Origin of the sequence: Cryobacterium melibiosiphilum (genome assembly GCF_003602235.1) — a bacterium.
GTDB classification, from domain to species: Bacteria; Actinomycetota; Actinomycetes; order Actinomycetales; family Microbacteriaceae; genus Cryobacterium; species Cryobacterium melibiosiphilum.
Genome location: NZ_QZVS01000054.1, coordinates 1 through 13,740 on the forward strand (window position 1 = coordinate 1; position 13,740 = coordinate 13,740).

A 13,740-nucleotide genomic window follows, 5' to 3' on the forward strand; every position below is an offset into this window, starting at 1 on the left:
AAATGAACCCTAAGTAAGTTCTATTTTTCCTGATCCGAGTGGCATTCTCGGTTTAACGCGCCGCTACAACCTCAACTCGACCGGTGGATCGAGGCTTAGCCTGGTCGCCGTCCGCGAGGAGGCGGGCGTCGATGGTTTTCTGGTCGGCCTTGCCTTCAAGGCTCGAGGCGAACTGTCGGCGGCGTTCTGAGCTGTCGTAGTCGAGGCCGCTAGTGCCGCGATTCACCTCAGCTTCAAGGTGCAGCTGCTCGGCCTGACGCTGGCTCTCCGAATCGTTGGTGCGGTCGGTTTCAGTGTTGTCTTGATCGAGTTCGTTGGCCTGGGCGTCGCGCCTGTTCACGTCAGCGAGAAGCAACTGTGAGGCGGTGAGTTCTTCGCCGGCACGTTCCCGCTGGGCGCGGGCCTGGTCCCGGTCAAGCTCGGCGGAGCGAAGTGCGGCCGCGACGGCCACCGGGTCGGCCCCTGGTGCGTCGACGTCGATACCGTATCGCTCGCGCACTTCGTCGCGGATTCGTGTCTGTGCAGAGTTGGCAACGTCGTCGTAGTCGCGCCAGGCGGTCGCGGTTTCGTGGGCGCCGGCAATGTCCTCAGGTGTGGCTTGGTCCCACCATTCGGGTTGCTGCACCGGTGCGAGGCTCGCGCGCGCTGCTCCGCGTTCCGCTTCGAAGCGTGCTTCGAGCTCGCGGGTCTGCTGCGTCGCTGCTGCTTCACGCTGGCGGGCGAGCTGTTCGCGCAGCCGGGCGATCCGTTCCCCGAATTGCGAAGCGATGGTGAGCGCTATCCGCAGCTGGTCGTCGAAGGCTTCGCCGACCCCGTCTGTGTCCTCGGCCATAATCTTTCTCCTGCTCTCTTAATCTCTTCCGTGGCCGTCACGCTCGCGTGGCGTGGCTGGCGTCTTGCGCTTGGTGGGCTCCAACGTGTTCGGAACCGGCGAACCTGATCGCGGAGCGGCCAGGCCGTCGGTCGCCACCCGCACGGCCTCGGCCACGCGGGAGTTCTCCGGCGTTACCTCTGGCCGGCTATCCGCCGGATTGCCAAGTCGTTGCACTGCCGGCAGGCGGTCGCGGACGGTGGCGACCTGGTTGCTCATGACGGAGGCGATCTGTTCGGCCCGGCGGGCGTCGCCGTTGGCGCTGTGCATGTCAAGGATTGCTACCGCGGTGCGTCCCAGCTGGCGAAGCATGATCGCTTCAGCCATCGTGCCGCGGCCTCCCGTCGCAGCTTGCATGAGGATCATCGCGGCGTTCGCCGCCGACCCCAGCTGTACCGGCTTCGGCCGTGACTCATGCGCCCGAAGATGCGCAGACCGAGCCAACTGACGGGACGTTTCAGCGAGCGGGCCCGGTGTTGCCTCGGCCCGCTGCGACCACGCCGCGAACGCGCCGGCCGTCTCGCGTGCGACGTGCGCCCACGTGGCCCGGTCTGTGACGGGGACACTGCGCAGCTGGTCGCGAAGTCGACCAATCTCGTCGCTGAACTGCTTCCACATTTCAGGATTCGGGGTGTGCTCCTCACGCCCCGGCGCGACGGGCCGGTACTGCCACGGGTTCTTCGCCGTGGCCCGCCATTCCTCCACCGCGCCCTGCGCAGTCTGCGGACTGTCAGGCCAGCCCTCCCGAAGCCTCGGCAACGTGAGGTCGCGCGCCAGCCGCCCGCCTCCGTACCAAATCGGCCGCGATCCCTCGACTGGTCGCATCGCCACCGAATAGCCCGCCACGACATCGTCCCGGCCAGCCGCGTAGCGTGGCCGGGCGAGAACCCCGCCCTGACGGAGGCGACGCACGAATTCGCCCTCATCGACCGACGCCGTTGCCGCCGCCCGGACCGTGCGCTCCAGCTTGTGCGGAGCAATTTCAGCCGCATTGGCCCGCCCGGCACGTTCACGTTCGGCCGGCTTGAAGCCACGCTCCCCGAGCCCCAACCCACGACTTTCCAACTGCTCAAGCCCGTACTCGCTTTCGAGATCGCGACACACCTCCTGGGCCCGCCGGAAATCATTGTGCGTGGTCGCCTTCGTGCCATCCTCACGCACCAAAGAAACGGCCAAATGCACATGGTCGTTACCGTTCGTCGACAACCCGTGACGCACCGCCACCCACCGGCACGCAGCCTTACCGCTCACGTTGGTGAAGCCCATCCGATCCGCGAAGTCCTGCGCAATCGCGCCCCACTTCTCGTCGCTCAACTGACCCTCTTCGGCACGCAACGATAGTGAGCAATGCCACACGTCAGCACCGACACGGGTTGATACCGTCTCGCCCGTCTCCGGGTCCGTGATCTGTGCAACACGCGTCACCTCGACGCCGAACCGGGTCCGCGGCTCGTCCAGGTCGTGGGCAATTTTCAACGCCGTCACCCTGTCCAGGACGTCATACCCATACATCGTCATAATCGCGGAATCGCCAGCAACGAGGTGCTGATCCTCATGCTCGTTATGACGCCCATCACCAGCAAGGTAAACCATCAGGCCACCCATTCGATCGCCACGCCTGATGTTGGGCATCATGACTCGGCCAACCGATCCAAAGCATCGCTCAGACGCGGAACAATCGCCCGATACTCCGCGACGATCGCCTCCGCATCCTGCGGGAACACACTCTCGGTATTCGAGTACTTCGCCAACTGGTTCACATTATTGGCCACGTTCGCCATCAGGCGTCGAACCGCGAAGAACTCCGCAATCACTTCCTGCCGCGACGTATCCGTCTCAATATGCGCATTCATCGCCGACTCAAACATCAACCGCGACACCGTCACCCCAGCCACCACAGCCCGTGCACGCAACTGGGCATCCTCCTCGGCATTCACCTTCACGGTGTACCGACGATCACGCGGAACATCGACGTTAGCGCGACGCTGACGACCAAACAAACGCCGCTCATTCTTATCTGCCATCTCGTCACCGCCTCCCCCGCATTCCAGCACCTGGCCCAGCGCAGCGAACCCGCGAAAATGTGGGGACCATACGCCAAGTATGCCGGAGGAAACGCAAAGCGTCCACCGGAAAAGCGGGTTAGGGCACCTAACCCTATAGCTTGCTCCGCTTCAACTTCGTCTGAACGGCGCGAACGCGCGTGCAACGGAGCTCCTGCAAATGCGAAAGGACGACGTTCGTGAGGTGTAGTTGCCTGTTAATCTGAGGGCATCAGCGATGCGAATGTGAAACCAGAAGATGCCGCCGCCCGTGCGCGGGCAATTATTGAAGCGAACGTCGACGCCCGCGTTGAAACCGTCCGCGTTCTCGCGGATGCGGGCAACGAGTACGACATCGCAGACCAACGACTAAAGGAAGCCACGGCGGCACACGAGCACGCCTGGAGTGCAGCACTGACCTCTGGATGGAGCGAAAAGGACCTCCGCGCTACAGGCGTCAAAGCACCCGGCCAGTCCACCCCGAAGGCACGCAAACGACGTACCACTCCCCTGGTCACCGTTCCAAACACTGAGGTGTAGCCTCCGGCTCCTATCTGTAACGAACAAGCCCCGTCGAGCACAGCTCGACGGGGCTTCTTCGTGCAACTCCGTTGCCTTTTCGGCTGTTTATCGTACGCACCATTCCTCTCTTGGCAAGGGCTTTCGCGGCATATCCTCACTCGCTGCGCTCCCTCCGGTATTCCACGGTCCCTGGCCAATTCACCCCTGACGCTGTAAATCGGCGTGCGCCAAAAGGCAATGGGGTTATAGAGAGGACCACACCATGAANGACCACACCATGAACGCACCACTCACCGTGTACACGCTGCCGAACTGTGTCCAATGCACAATGACCAAACAAGCACTCGACACCGCCGGAGTGACCTACGTCCTCGTCGACCTGGCAAACGACGAACGAGCCGTCAACCTGGTCAAGGAACTCGGCCACACATCCGCACCGGTCGTCATCACCGAGACCGCGAGCTGGTCGGGTTTCCGCCCCGACAAAATCGCCGCCGTAGCAGCTGCGCGCATCCTCGATCCGGCGGACAAACAGGTGAGCGAGAGCGGCCAGTAACGCGCTATGACGATGGAATTCAGCACCCTACAAACGACACTGCCCATCAGCGACACCGAGCACCCAACGCGAACACGGAAGGTCGCAGAACGCCTCGATGACCTACGCGCCCACGGGCGTTTCGGCTACGCCCTAGCGAGCACACTCACCATCACGGGAACCGACTACGTGACCATCATCGACACCCTGACCAAGGAGACAGAGCAATGAGCACCACACCCAACCCGGCAGCATCACAGATTCTGTTAACACCGGAAGAAACAAGCCAAGCGCTCGGCACGACACTCGACGAGCTGCGCCACTGGCGACGAAACGGAACAGGGCCAGCATTCCATTCGCTCGGCGGGAACCTGGTGCGCTACTCCGCGGCCGCCGTGGCCTGGTCTGCCGCCTCGGTCGCAAGCACCTGAGCCGATGCCTCCGCTGCGGCGCGATCGTCAGCGGCCCTCTTCAAGTCCCGCTTGACGGTCGCGCTGCCGCGCTCAATTCGCACCCCGATAGGGGTTCGAATCGAACTACCGGGAAAGCCCGGGATCCCGGTTCGTCCGTGGCGACGTTCGTCGCGGACGACCACTGGCAGTCCCATCCAGAGCACGCTTTGCAGTCAAGGCAACCCGTTCATCGAGTAGCGACGAGCCAGCCGAAAGCCGGACTCGCACATCAATCTTCTCCGGCGACGGCTTGCTCGGATCCACAACCTGGTAACGCTCGAACCGCGTCACATGGCCGTTCTCCGTGGCCAACCGTGTCGCGGCGTCCAAACAAGTCGATTGCTCTGCACCGTTCGGAAAAAGTGACTCCGGATATGCCGACGGCACCCACCGACCGCCAAGTTCAGAACCCGCAGCGCCACGCTCAGCTTCGACATACCCGCGCAACCACCGATCACGCGTTCGATCACGCGACACGTTCAAGCTCACTTCCACCTCAACCACCGTCACACGTACCCGGCCCGCTCGAGCATCCGCCCCATCTTCACAGCCGTTTCAGGGTTCGACAGGACCGTGTCAAGAACTATTCGATCGCCTAATCGAATCGCATCCGCGCGAGCGCCTTTCGACAGCTGCGAGGATTCATCGTGCACCAGAGAAGCGAGCTCTCGAGGATAGAATCGCTCTCCCCCGTCATGGAGCACTCGCACATCATCCAGAACGAGCCAGCCCTCGTAGCTTCCATCCGCGATCGCCTCGCGCAGCAAAACGTCCTTGAAATGATCCGCATCAATCACCCGCCACTGATCAGCGCTGCCTCCGGCCGCCGCGATCACCTGGCCAAGCACTGTCGACTTGCCCGCGCCCGGAGGACCCGCCAACACAATCGCCTTGCGATCGGTCAAGACATTCGGCTGTTTCTCACGAAACGCCGCCCGCACGCGCGCATGAAACTGCTGTCGTTCAAAGGTGAGGTCACCGTCGATGAACCACGCCGGATTGTTGATCGTGGCATTCGGTGCGTCGGCACGCAAAGAACCACCTGAGCGGGAAAACTCGCTCAGGTGGCTCTCATGGCGCTCAATCTCATCGGGCGTCATTGCTTCCCGGCATGGCGGCGCAACTGCGCGGCCTCGTAAATCTCACCGTCGATCAGGCCCTGCTGCAGCGCCTCCTCGACGTCATACCACGTGCCCTCACCCGGCTCCCACACGTCGTCGAACTCGTCCGCCTTGGGCTTGGGCAGATACGGCCACCGCGCCAACTCATCAATCACCTGGGCGCGATCAATGAAACCCCCGGAATAGCGCTGAGCAATTTCAAACGGAGTCGCCCCATGGAACGTCGGACGCAGATCAGCGATGCCCTTGGCTCGCGCAAGAATCTTATTAACCGCCGGCTGCGACAAGGCCAAGATACGCGCAATCTCACGCTGGCTCGCGTTCTCCGCCGCTGCACGGGTAGCACGCAAATAGTCCAAATCAACGGTGTCGCGCCGCGCCTTGACCCGCACCAATTCCGCTAGCGCGGCTGGCTTCTCCATAGTGCTCATCTTCATACCTCCGATAACTAAAGTTATCACTTTGAGAGGAGGAAGTCTAGAGCCGTCTCTCAACCCATGAATTGCGAAACAACGCCACTTAGCGTTGCGACTGACAGATTGGCGAATTGCGCGGTGCCTGCTCACTCATGTCCCAAAGAGCCCTCTACGGCTTGAGGAACGCGTCGATCGCTTCCCTGAAGGATGCCGGCTGTTCAACCCACGGGTAGTGCCCACTGTTCTCGATCACCACGGCTATCCCGGAGGGAAAGAGGCGTGCCAGCGCCGTCACGGGGGCAAGTCCGGTCAGGCAGTCCTCAGCTCCGGCAAGTACCAGCACGGGTGCTGCAATTTGTCTCAGCCGCGGAGCAAGGTCGCTCGGTGGGTCGACACTGAAATACGCCTTTGTCGCGGCCAGGCTCCAGCGCCCGACTTGCGCGTGGGCTCGTTCCTTCGCGCCCCATCTCGCGTATCCGGCCGGCGCTGACTCCTGCTGCCAGGCGTTGTACCCGTCGTCGTCGTTCGTTTGCGGCCCTGCAACCAACGCCGTCAATGCGGCTTCGAAGTCCGAGTCGCCGTGCCGTCTTTCGCTGATTGTGCCTGTATCGGATGCTTCGTCGACGAGATATGCCGCCGGAGGCGTGATCAACACCAATCTGGAAACGCTCCGCGTGAACTGCGCGGCGTAGGCGAGGGCCAATCTCGTTCCGGCAGAATGCGCTACCAACACCATGCGCTGCAGACCCAGATGGATGCGCAGGCGCTCGATGTCATCGGCTTGAGTCCAGAAAGACCCACGCTCTTCCGAATGGGGCATGGCTGTGCGTCCCACACCTCTCAGGTGGGGAACGATCAGGCGGTGCCGCTCGCTGAGCCCGGCCAGGTCACCAAGATAACTGGGGTGGCGCGCAGCTCCTCCGGCAAGGAGAACAATCGGTTCCTTTTCGCCACCGCTCCCTCCGCCACGCACGTCATCGTAGTGAAGTGGTGACCCGTCGGAGCCTTCGTAGCTTGGCATCACTCGAAGGTACACGGCACAGGAGAAGGCATTCTTCTAAATCCCCCTGCACGCAGTGTCTTGTATCCCATGGGTTTCGACACACGGAGGTTGCGAGACACCTCACATATGAATCGGATTGCAATGGACGAGCTGCGCGGCGCCTAGGTCTCAGGGTTGCCCGCAAGAGGAACCCCAAACGGGACGGCCCTCCTTTAGGCGAGGGTGCGTTGCAGTCGTTCGTCGAACTGTGCGGGTCGAGTCAGCAGCCAGCTGCCGCCGGCGATGACGAGCGGGAGCCCGACCACGAGGAGCAACAGCTGTGGCCAGGGCGGGGCGAAAGGCATCAGAGCGACCAGGCCCAGCATCCCGGGGCCGAGAAGTCCGAGCGCGCCGCCGAGCATGGCACCGGTTCCGGTGAGAAGCACAGCTTGCCAGAATCCGACGCTTCGGCGCAGGCCCGGGTTGGCGCCGACGGCGCTGAGCGTGACGTCGTCGCGCCGACCGTCTGCCCGGGCAAGACCGAGAGCGACCGCGGCAGCGGCGACGGCCACCAAGGCGGCGACGGCCACCAGCGCCCAGCCGGAAGTGTTGATGGTGCTGTCGGGTCCGCGTTCGTAGCGGGCCACGAGTTCGGGACCGCCAGTCAGCGACCCGAGCGAGGCCCGAAGCTGATCCTGCGCGGCCGCGTCGGGAACAGTCGCGAAGGACGCGAGCACCCGGTACGGTATCGACTCCATCCCTAGCGAGGTCGCCGCCCGGTCGAGCATGAACACACTGAAATGGATCGGATGGGCGGGTTCCTGCACCACTGCGGGCACTGCCGTCGTCGAGATCGCCGCCACGTCTGCTGTGCTGCCAGCATCGGTGGCAGCGGATGCGGGCATCCACTCGATCTGGATGGTACCGTCATCCTGCACATATTCCGGGTAGAGCGAGACCGCTCCGCCGGCCTCGAGGGTGCGTTGTGCTTTCGGGGAGACGTCGTCATCGAGGATGAGGGCGAGGTCGTCGAGGTTTCCGGTCCAGATTTGGGGTGTGGATCCGGTGGAGAACAGCCAGAAGGGTGCGTTGCAGGCGCCGGCCGGGTTGGATCCGCTTTGAAGCTCGCAGCTGACCTCGGGCCGCAATGCGACGGTGGGATGGGCCGTGGTGTCGGCTGGCCCGGTTGAGCCGGACCGCACCCCGGAGAGCACGCTCGCCTCGTCGGCGCCGAGCTGCGTTGTGAGGATCGTCGCGACTTCCGGGCCGACTGGATACACACTCTGAGTACCGTCCTCGGCCCAGGCGTCCAGCTCGACCATCAGTTGCCCTTCGGCATTCCAGCGGTCATAGCTGGCCCGATTGGACTCGTCGGACCCGCCAAAGAACGCCAGCAGTACCGTACCCAGGAACACTGTGGTCATGATCGCCGCGAGCACGGGCAGGGAACGGGACCGGTTGCGCACCACATCACGCGCCGCCAGCCGCGCCCCCAACCCCACCCGCGCCACGACTCGAGCAAGAGAGGCAAGGATAACCGGCGCAACGAGCAGTACGCCGACCTGCGCCAGCACAGGACCGAAGAGCACCAGCATGATGGCCAGCTGATAAAGGGAAGTGTTGGTAATCACGCCCGGGGCGGTGAAACTGGCCGTTCCCGCCCAGGCGCCGCCGGCGGTGATCGCGACACCGGTCGCAATGATGAACAGGCCGGCCCAGCGACGCCGGGTCCGGGGCGCGGTCTGCGCCCGGCGTGCTCCGCGCAGAGCGGCGAGCACGTCCATGCGGGAGGCCGTCCATGCGGGCAGCACCGCGGCGATCCAGCCGATCACCATTGCAAACAGCACGATCCCCACGAGTGCCGGAATCGACAGATGGTAGCCCCAGTACTGCACGGCACTGCCGTCCGCTGTCAGGGTCATGAACAGGCTGCCGCCAGCGACCCCGATCACCGCGCCGACGATGCCGCCGCCCAGTCCCAGGACCAGGCCGCTGGCGGTCACGATTTGGAACAGCGTGCGCCGGTGTCCGCCGACGCTGGCGACGGTGGCCAGCGTGCGCTGTTGCTGTCGCGCCCCCACGGTGAACGCCGCCCCGGCAAGTAGGGCGATCTCCAGTACCGCGAAGATGACGCCGACCGTGGTCAACGTGACGACGGTCGTCGCGACGCCTTGCAGGTCGGTGGATTGCTGCAGGGCATACGTCCCCGCGGGTGGCGGATTCAACACCACGGAGCGGGACAGGGCGACCGCGCCAGATTGGTTGAGCTGTTGCACGGCCTCCCAGTCCAAGGGCTGGCCGAAGAGGTAGAAGTCGTCCTCCCCGCTGCGCGGTTCGGGATCTCCCGTGAAGGTGCCGAGCGCTCCGAACACGGCCGGGCTCGCGTCGGCGTACTCCGCGCCATCGAGCACCCCGACCACGGTGGCGGGGCGTTCCGGGTCGCGCAGCGACACCGTCTCCCCCAGGTTCGTGCCGAGCCTCTCCAGCGCGGCGGCCGTGACGAGAATCTCTCCGTCAGCGGATGGGGCGCGTCCAGAAACCAGTGTGTATTTGGGCGCGAAGCCTACGTTCCAGGTCTCACCTTCGATGGCGCTCATTCCGGTGATACCGGTCGCCGTCTCGATGGTCACGTCGGCCGAGCGGATGGGGATCAGCGTCGCACCGGCCGAGATGAGGGACGTCGGATCGGCCAGCGCAGCATCCGCTTGCGTGTTGACCGGCATCCCGGCCGGGTCCATCTCAACCTGGTGCCAGTCGGGCCGGGTAGGACTTTGAATGAGGGAGGCGTCAGGGCTGCTGACGACGCTGATACGGGCATCGGCCTGGCCCAGTTCGGCGGCCAGGGTTTCGTCAATTGTCGGGATCATGCTCATCCCCACCAGCGCGACCCCGCTGAGGCCGGCGATGGGGATCGCAACCATCGCCACGATGAGAGCGCTGCGGGCCTTGGCCGCCCAAGCGTCACGCCGCGCGAAGCGCAATGCGGCACGAAACGGGGCCAACCGGCTCCGGCCGGCCATCCTCAATCTGCCCGGCATCATCGACCAGCTTCCAGGAGATCGTCGGCAGATCCGACCGACGTCTGTCCCACGATGCGGCCGTCTTCCAGGTACACGATCCGATCAGCCCAGGCAGCATGCCGCGCATCATGGGTGACCAGAATCGCGCCGGCGCCCGCATCAACCCGGTGACGCAACATCCGCAGCACCGCCTCACCCGTCTGCGTGTCCAACGCCCCGGTCGGCTCATCCGCCAGAATCAGCTTGCGCGGCCCGACAATGGCACGAGCGATCGCGACCCGCTGCTGCTGCCCCCCGGAGAGATCATCGGGGTAGGCGCCCGCCCGATCGGCCAACTCAACCGACGCGAGGGCATCCAGTCCGGCCCGGCGCGAATCACGGCTGCGCCAACTATCCAGCTCCAAGGGCAACGTGACGTTCTCAAGGGCCGTCAGCGCGGGAATCAGGTTGAAATCCTGGAACACGAAACCCAGCGTTCGCCGGCGCAGCACAGCCAGCTGTTTTGCCGTCATCGCACTGATCCACTGACCATCGATCACGACTTCCCCCGACGTGGGCGCTGTCAAGCCGCCGGCAATGGTCAGCAGCGTCGATTTACCCGAACCGGATGCCCCCATCACCGCCACCATCTCCCCCGCGCTGATCGTCAGATCGATACCAGCCAAAGCAGTGACCGCGGTCTCGCCGCGCCCATACTGCCGGGACACCCCGTCCAGCCGCAACAGCTCGACAGTCATCGGAGGACCTCCGCGTCGTCCGTGCGCTCGTCGACGGGGGCCTCGCCAGCGCGAGCCGGCCGGCCACGCCGACGCGGCGCCGCCGGATTCTCGCTGGCCGAGAGACCTTTGGCCGTCGCCCGAGCCAACCGAGACTGGCAATGGTCCAGCCACCGAATCTCTGCCTCGGCCAGGAAAATCAGGGAGTCGATCACCAGAAGCCAGGCGAGCTCATCCGTCGAATCGGGATCATCGCCGGCGTTTTTAGCCCGGGTGAGCTGCTGCAGGGTCGACATCGTCGACATCCGCTGCACCCGCACAATCTCCACGATGTCCACATCGGGCAGCGTCACCGCAAGTGCCAGCTTGATCGCCAATTCGTCCCGCGTCGTGGCCGGGCGTGGCACCGGGGACCGCAACCACTCGAGCACCTCCGTATGGCCGGCGGCGGTGATCGCGTAGAAGACGTGTCCATCCGCGTCGGTCTCACCCTTCACGATGAGGCCGTCGCGTTCCAACCTCTCGAGGGTGTTGTAGATCTGCCCCACGTTGATGGGCCAGGTCGAACCGGTACGACGCTCGAACTCCGCACGCAACCTGTACCCGTAACTCGGCCCCTGATCAAGAATGGCCAAAATACTCTGACGTACCGACACGACGACTCCCCTTGATCCTGTGACCAACACGGTCCTTACATGCCGAGTATATACACACCCGACATGCATCGAGGGGGCGCTGGGCTGTGTGGATCGATGCCACAGATCGGGTTTCAATCAATCCCATGAAAAAGCGGAAGCTAAGGCGTAACTCACCGTTCCACTTGCACGCCCTCGGTGACGGATGCGGCCAAGCGTCATCTGTCCCACAGGGCGCCACAAATCTGGGGCTAAACCACCCACGGCCGCGCGCGCCGATGACGTGTCACTTGGGAACCTTCAGAGCACAACACTTGCAGTGATGAGCGCACCTGTCACACCCGCGACAGCTAGAAAGAGGAGAATCGCACGATTGATTCTCCGCCGGCTGAGCGTTCCCTTGTGAAATGACGACCTTGAGAGTCGATCCAATCCGGGCAGCAGTGCCTGCAGAGGTGGATCCTCCGGTGCCGAGCGGATGGGTTCCAGGCTCGGGCGGCCATCATCCTCGATTTGTGCCATGGCTCGATCGTACTCACCTTGGGTACACGCAGCCCGTCACGCAAAGCCTTTTGCGGGCAGCACCGCCGGCTTGACGTTCACGATCACGACAGTCAGCGCACGCGCCAAAGACGATCTCGGGAACAATTCGAAGAATAGCGGTGGGTTCGTAATGAAGGAGCTTCAGTCTCGCTGAACCCACGGCAGACATTCCCGTAAGACCCGCCCGAGAAAATGCCCGGTGAAGGGGGGGCGGATTCTGAGAGTCGACGCGACAACAATGCGCCCCTTCCGGCTGTCTCAGAACCCTACGTTGTAGAGGGCCGCGGAATTGCTCGAAGCGACCAAAGTTGCACTGGAACAACGCGACACTCAAATTTTTCTCGGGAGCGCGACGGAACCCCGCGAGGTGGCCGCGCACCCTGTGCTACGGTAATTGCATGCACATGCAGTTACCTGAGCCAAGCCAACCAGTCCAGGCCGGCGTCAGCACCGCCTGGTCGAGGGTTGCCGCGTTCTCGTCCGCAATGGACGCAAACCTTGATCGATGGCTTGCGGATACGTATCGAGTCGGACTCACCGAGTTCCGTGCCCTGACCCTCGTGAGCCAGGCCTCCGACAAGGAGCTGCGCGTCAATGATCTCGCACAGCGCGTCGGTCTGAACCAAAGCTCGGCGACGCGCCTGGTGAACCGTTTGGAGGCGAAGGGGCATGTGCGCCGCGATCTCTGCGCGGATGATGGCCGCGGCGTCTATGCGGTCATCACTGAGCAAGGCGAGGCACTGGTGCACAGCGTGCGATCCCCTTATGAGGATCGCATCAGTGGACTCCTGACTCCAGCCTCGGAGCACTTCCCAAGCATCGACACCAAGCAACTTGGATACGCCCTGCGCGAGATCGAGGGGTTGCTCACGCCCTAAATCACAAGCCGTTACGGCTACCCTCTTCACGCCTAATTATCTGCATGTACATACAAGTATTGTGTGTCAGCGCACCCCACACGCTACGGGCGCGCACCTGCGAGCCCGTAGCGAATCGAAAGGAACATCACAATGAGTTGGCTCTACCTGGGCATCGCCGTCCTCTTCGAGGTCGCCGTCGGCATCTTGGCAGGCAAGGCACAAGGCTTCACGAAACTGTGGTGGACGATCGGCACGCTCGTCAGCGGCGCGATCGCCACCTTCTTTCTCAGCCTGGCCCTGCTGACCTTCGATGTCGGCGTCGGATACGCCCTCTGGACCTCGCTGGCCGGCGTCGGGATCGTCATCGTCGGTGCACTATTTCTCTCCCAGCGCCTGACCTGGAAGAAACTTCTAGGCATCCTCATCGTCATCGCCGGCGTCGTCGGACTCAACCTCGCCGGCGCCGCATAAACCACCCTCACCCAATCACCGTGAAAGGACACCTCTCATGACCACCACGACACACACACCGCCACCGGTGACCGCCGAAAAGAAAACAGGCCCCTGGCTGGCCCTGCTAGTGGCCGGAGTCTTCGAAGTTGGCTACGCCCTCAGCGTGAACGGAAGCAAAGGGTTTACCAACCTCGTCTGGTCGATCGTCGCCATCATTTTCTTCCTGTTCACCCTGTTCTTCCTCAGCGTCGCCTTGAAGAAGATCGACGTTGGGATCGGCTACGCCGTGTGGGCCGGCATCGGCGCGGTCGGCGCCGCACTCCTCGGCCCAGTCTTCTTCGATGAGGCCTTAACCCTGGTCAAGGCCTTCTGGCTGGCAGTCATCATCGGCGGAGTCGTCTGGCTCAAACTCGCCGACAGCGCCACGCTCACCCCCAACACCACTGACCCTACGACGCCGGTCGACGAACAGGGGTGACGTGGATGGCTGCCAGGAAGACCACTGTGGTCACGACCGCGCTCTGGTCTTCGCCGGCGGCCACCCTCCCAGCCGTCGTCTGTCACTCTATAGA

General features: G+C 63.5%; 18 protein-coding genes. 8 read left to right on the forward strand and 10 right to left on the reverse strand.

The features are described from left to right. Window positions 1-52: 52 nt before the first annotated feature. From D6T64_RS02780 to D6T64_RS02790, 3 genes are read right to left on the reverse strand one after another with little or no spacing between them, the layout of a single operon-like run. Window positions 53-832, reverse strand: coding sequence for a hypothetical protein (locus D6T64_RS02780; protein ID WP_119971257.1), 780 nt, complete (start codon window positions 830-832; stop codon window positions 53-55). A gap of 18 nt (window positions 833-850) precedes the next feature. Continuing rightward, complete coding sequence (locus D6T64_RS02785) at window positions 851-2,506, reverse strand: relaxase/mobilization nuclease domain-containing protein (RefSeq protein ID WP_119971260.1); 1,656 nt, start codon at window positions 2,504-2,506, stop codon at window positions 851-853. Continuing rightward, a complete protein-coding gene (locus tag D6T64_RS02790; protein ID WP_119971263.1) occupies window positions 2,503-2,895 on the reverse strand; it encodes a plasmid mobilization protein in 393 nt (130 codons plus the stop codon). The genes D6T64_RS02785 and D6T64_RS02790 overlap by 4 nt, the downstream gene beginning before the upstream one ends. A 264-nt stretch (window positions 2,896-3,159) precedes the next feature. Between D6T64_RS02790 and D6T64_RS22145 the strand changes: the two genes are divergently transcribed. The 4 genes from D6T64_RS22145 (at window position 3,160) to D6T64_RS22150 (ending at window position 4,401) form a co-directional block, all read left to right on the forward strand. Further along, window positions 3,160-3,453 carry a hypothetical protein gene (locus D6T64_RS22145; protein WP_147364439.1) on the forward strand — a complete coding sequence of 98 codons (294 nt, stop codon included), beginning with the start codon at window positions 3,160-3,162 and terminating at the stop codon, window positions 3,451-3,453. Window positions 3,454-3,712: 259 nt separating this feature from the next. After that, window positions 3,713-3,991 (forward strand): glutaredoxin-like protein NrdH, encoded by a 279-nt coding sequence (gene nrdH, locus D6T64_RS02795; protein WP_119971342.1) that lies wholly within the window; start codon window positions 3,713-3,715, stop codon window positions 3,989-3,991. A 6-nt stretch (window positions 3,992-3,997) separates the two neighbouring features. Then, window positions 3,998-4,201, forward strand: a complete 204-nt coding sequence (locus D6T64_RS02800; protein WP_119971267.1) for a hypothetical protein — start codon at window positions 3,998-4,000, stop codon at window positions 4,199-4,201. After that, entirely contained in the window at window positions 4,198-4,401 is a 204-nt protein-coding gene (locus D6T64_RS22150; RefSeq protein ID WP_147364440.1) for a DNA-binding protein, read from the forward strand. The genes D6T64_RS02800 and D6T64_RS22150 overlap by 4 nt, the downstream gene beginning before the upstream one ends. A gap of 527 nt (window positions 4,402-4,928) precedes the next feature. Here the strand turns inward: D6T64_RS22150 and D6T64_RS02805 are convergent. From D6T64_RS02805 to D6T64_RS02815, 3 genes are all read right to left on the reverse strand, one after another. Then, entirely contained in the window at window positions 4,929-5,522 is a 594-nt protein-coding gene (locus tag D6T64_RS02805) for a zeta toxin family protein (RefSeq protein WP_119971270.1), read from the reverse strand. After that, window positions 5,519-5,965, reverse strand: a complete 447-nt coding sequence (locus D6T64_RS02810) for a hypothetical protein (protein ID WP_147364441.1) — start codon at window positions 5,963-5,965, stop codon at window positions 5,519-5,521. The genes D6T64_RS02805 and D6T64_RS02810 overlap by 4 nt, the downstream gene beginning before the upstream one ends. A gap of 163 nt (window positions 5,966-6,128) precedes the next feature. Next, window positions 6,129-6,845: an alpha/beta fold hydrolase gene (locus D6T64_RS02815; RefSeq protein WP_233550797.1), complete on the reverse strand. Its 717-nt coding sequence runs from the start codon at window positions 6,843-6,845 to the stop codon at window positions 6,129-6,131. Between D6T64_RS02815 and D6T64_RS23090 the strand changes: the two genes are divergently transcribed. Next, complete coding sequence (locus D6T64_RS23090; RefSeq protein WP_233550799.1) at window positions 6,804-6,953, forward strand: hypothetical protein; 150 nt, start codon at window positions 6,804-6,806, stop codon at window positions 6,951-6,953. The genes D6T64_RS02815 and D6T64_RS23090 overlap by 42 nt on opposite strands. A gap of 221 nt (window positions 6,954-7,174) precedes the next feature. On the opposite strand, the gene D6T64_RS02820 is transcribed toward D6T64_RS23090, so the two are convergent. The 4 genes from D6T64_RS02820 to D6T64_RS22155 all read right to left on the reverse strand — a co-directional run bounded on the left by D6T64_RS02820 (window position 7,175) and on the right by D6T64_RS22155 (window position 11,834). Beyond that, window positions 7,175-9,943: an FtsX-like permease family protein gene (locus tag D6T64_RS02820; protein WP_158594777.1), complete on the reverse strand. Its 2,769-nt coding sequence runs from the start codon at window positions 9,941-9,943 to the stop codon at window positions 7,175-7,177. A gap of 35 nt (window positions 9,944-9,978) precedes the next feature. After that, window positions 9,979-10,698 (reverse strand): ABC transporter ATP-binding protein, encoded by a 720-nt coding sequence (locus tag D6T64_RS02825; RefSeq protein ID WP_119971282.1) that lies wholly within the window; start codon window positions 10,696-10,698, stop codon window positions 9,979-9,981. Next, the gene (locus tag D6T64_RS02830) at window positions 10,695-11,333 is read right to left on the reverse strand and encodes a PadR family transcriptional regulator (protein WP_119971285.1); all 639 of its coding nucleotides are present in this window, start codon (window positions 11,331-11,333) and stop codon (window positions 10,695-10,697) included. The genes D6T64_RS02825 and D6T64_RS02830 overlap by 4 nt, the downstream gene beginning before the upstream one ends. A 279-nt stretch (window positions 11,334-11,612) precedes the next feature. Further along, a complete protein-coding gene (locus D6T64_RS22155) occupies window positions 11,613-11,834 on the reverse strand; it encodes a hypothetical protein (protein ID WP_147364442.1) in 222 nt (73 codons plus the stop codon). A gap of 419 nt (window positions 11,835-12,253) precedes the next feature. Between D6T64_RS22155 and D6T64_RS02835 the strand changes: the two genes are divergently transcribed. From D6T64_RS02835 to D6T64_RS02845, 3 genes are all read left to right on the forward strand, one after another. After that, on the forward strand, window positions 12,254-12,733 hold the full coding sequence (locus D6T64_RS02835) for a MarR family winged helix-turn-helix transcriptional regulator (protein ID WP_119971288.1): 480 nt from the start codon (window positions 12,254-12,256) through the stop codon (window positions 12,731-12,733). A 132-nt stretch (window positions 12,734-12,865) separates the two neighbouring features. After that, on the forward strand, window positions 12,866-13,186 hold the full coding sequence (locus tag D6T64_RS02840) for a DMT family transporter (RefSeq protein WP_119971291.1): 321 nt from the start codon (window positions 12,866-12,868) through the stop codon (window positions 13,184-13,186). Between the two features lie 37 nt (window positions 13,187-13,223). After that, window positions 13,224-13,646: a DMT family transporter gene (locus tag D6T64_RS02845; RefSeq protein ID WP_119971294.1), complete on the forward strand. Its 423-nt coding sequence runs from the start codon at window positions 13,224-13,226 to the stop codon at window positions 13,644-13,646. The last annotated feature ends 94 nt before the right edge of the window (window positions 13,647-13,740 follow it).

Coding starts and splice junctions, on each gene's coding strand:
- D6T64_RS02780 (WP_119971257.1), bottom strand. CDS start 832: ATGGCCGAGGACACAGACGGGGTCGGCGAAGCCTTCGACGACCAGCTG.
- D6T64_RS02785 (WP_119971260.1), bottom strand. CDS start 2,506: ATGATGCCCAACATCAGGCGTGGCGATCGAATGGGTGGCCTGATGGTT.
- D6T64_RS02790 (WP_119971263.1), bottom strand. CDS start 2,895: ATGGCAGATAAGAATGAGCGGCGTTTGTTTGGTCGTCAGCGTCGCGCT.
- nrdH (WP_119971342.1), top strand. CDS start 3,713: ATGAACGCACCACTCACCGTGTACACGCTGCCGAACTGTGTCCAATGC.
- D6T64_RS02800 (WP_119971267.1), top strand. CDS start 3,998: ATGACGATGGAATTCAGCACCCTACAAACGACACTGCCCATCAGCGAC.
- D6T64_RS22150 (WP_147364440.1), top strand. CDS start 4,198: ATGAGCACCACACCCAACCCGGCAGCATCACAGATTCTGTTAACACCG.
- D6T64_RS02805 (WP_119971270.1), bottom strand. CDS start 5,522: ATGACGCCCGATGAGATTGAGCGCCATGAGAGCCACCTGAGCGAGTTT.
- D6T64_RS02810 (WP_147364441.1), bottom strand. CDS start 5,965: ATGGAGAAGCCAGCCGCGCTAGCGGAATTGGTGCGGGTCAAGGCGCGG.
- D6T64_RS02825 (WP_119971282.1), bottom strand. CDS start 10,698: ATGACTGTCGAGCTGTTGCGGCTGGACGGGGTGTCCCGGCAGTATGGG.
- D6T64_RS22155 (WP_147364442.1), bottom strand. CDS start 11,834: ATGGCACAAATCGAGGATGATGGCCGCCCGAGCCTGGAACCCATCCGC.
- D6T64_RS02835 (WP_119971288.1), top strand. CDS start 12,254: ATGCACATGCAGTTACCTGAGCCAAGCCAACCAGTCCAGGCCGGCGTC.
- D6T64_RS02840 (WP_119971291.1), top strand. CDS start 12,866: ATGAGTTGGCTCTACCTGGGCATCGCCGTCCTCTTCGAGGTCGCCGTC.
- D6T64_RS02845 (WP_119971294.1), top strand. CDS start 13,224: ATGACCACCACGACACACACACCGCCACCGGTGACCGCCGAAAAGAAA.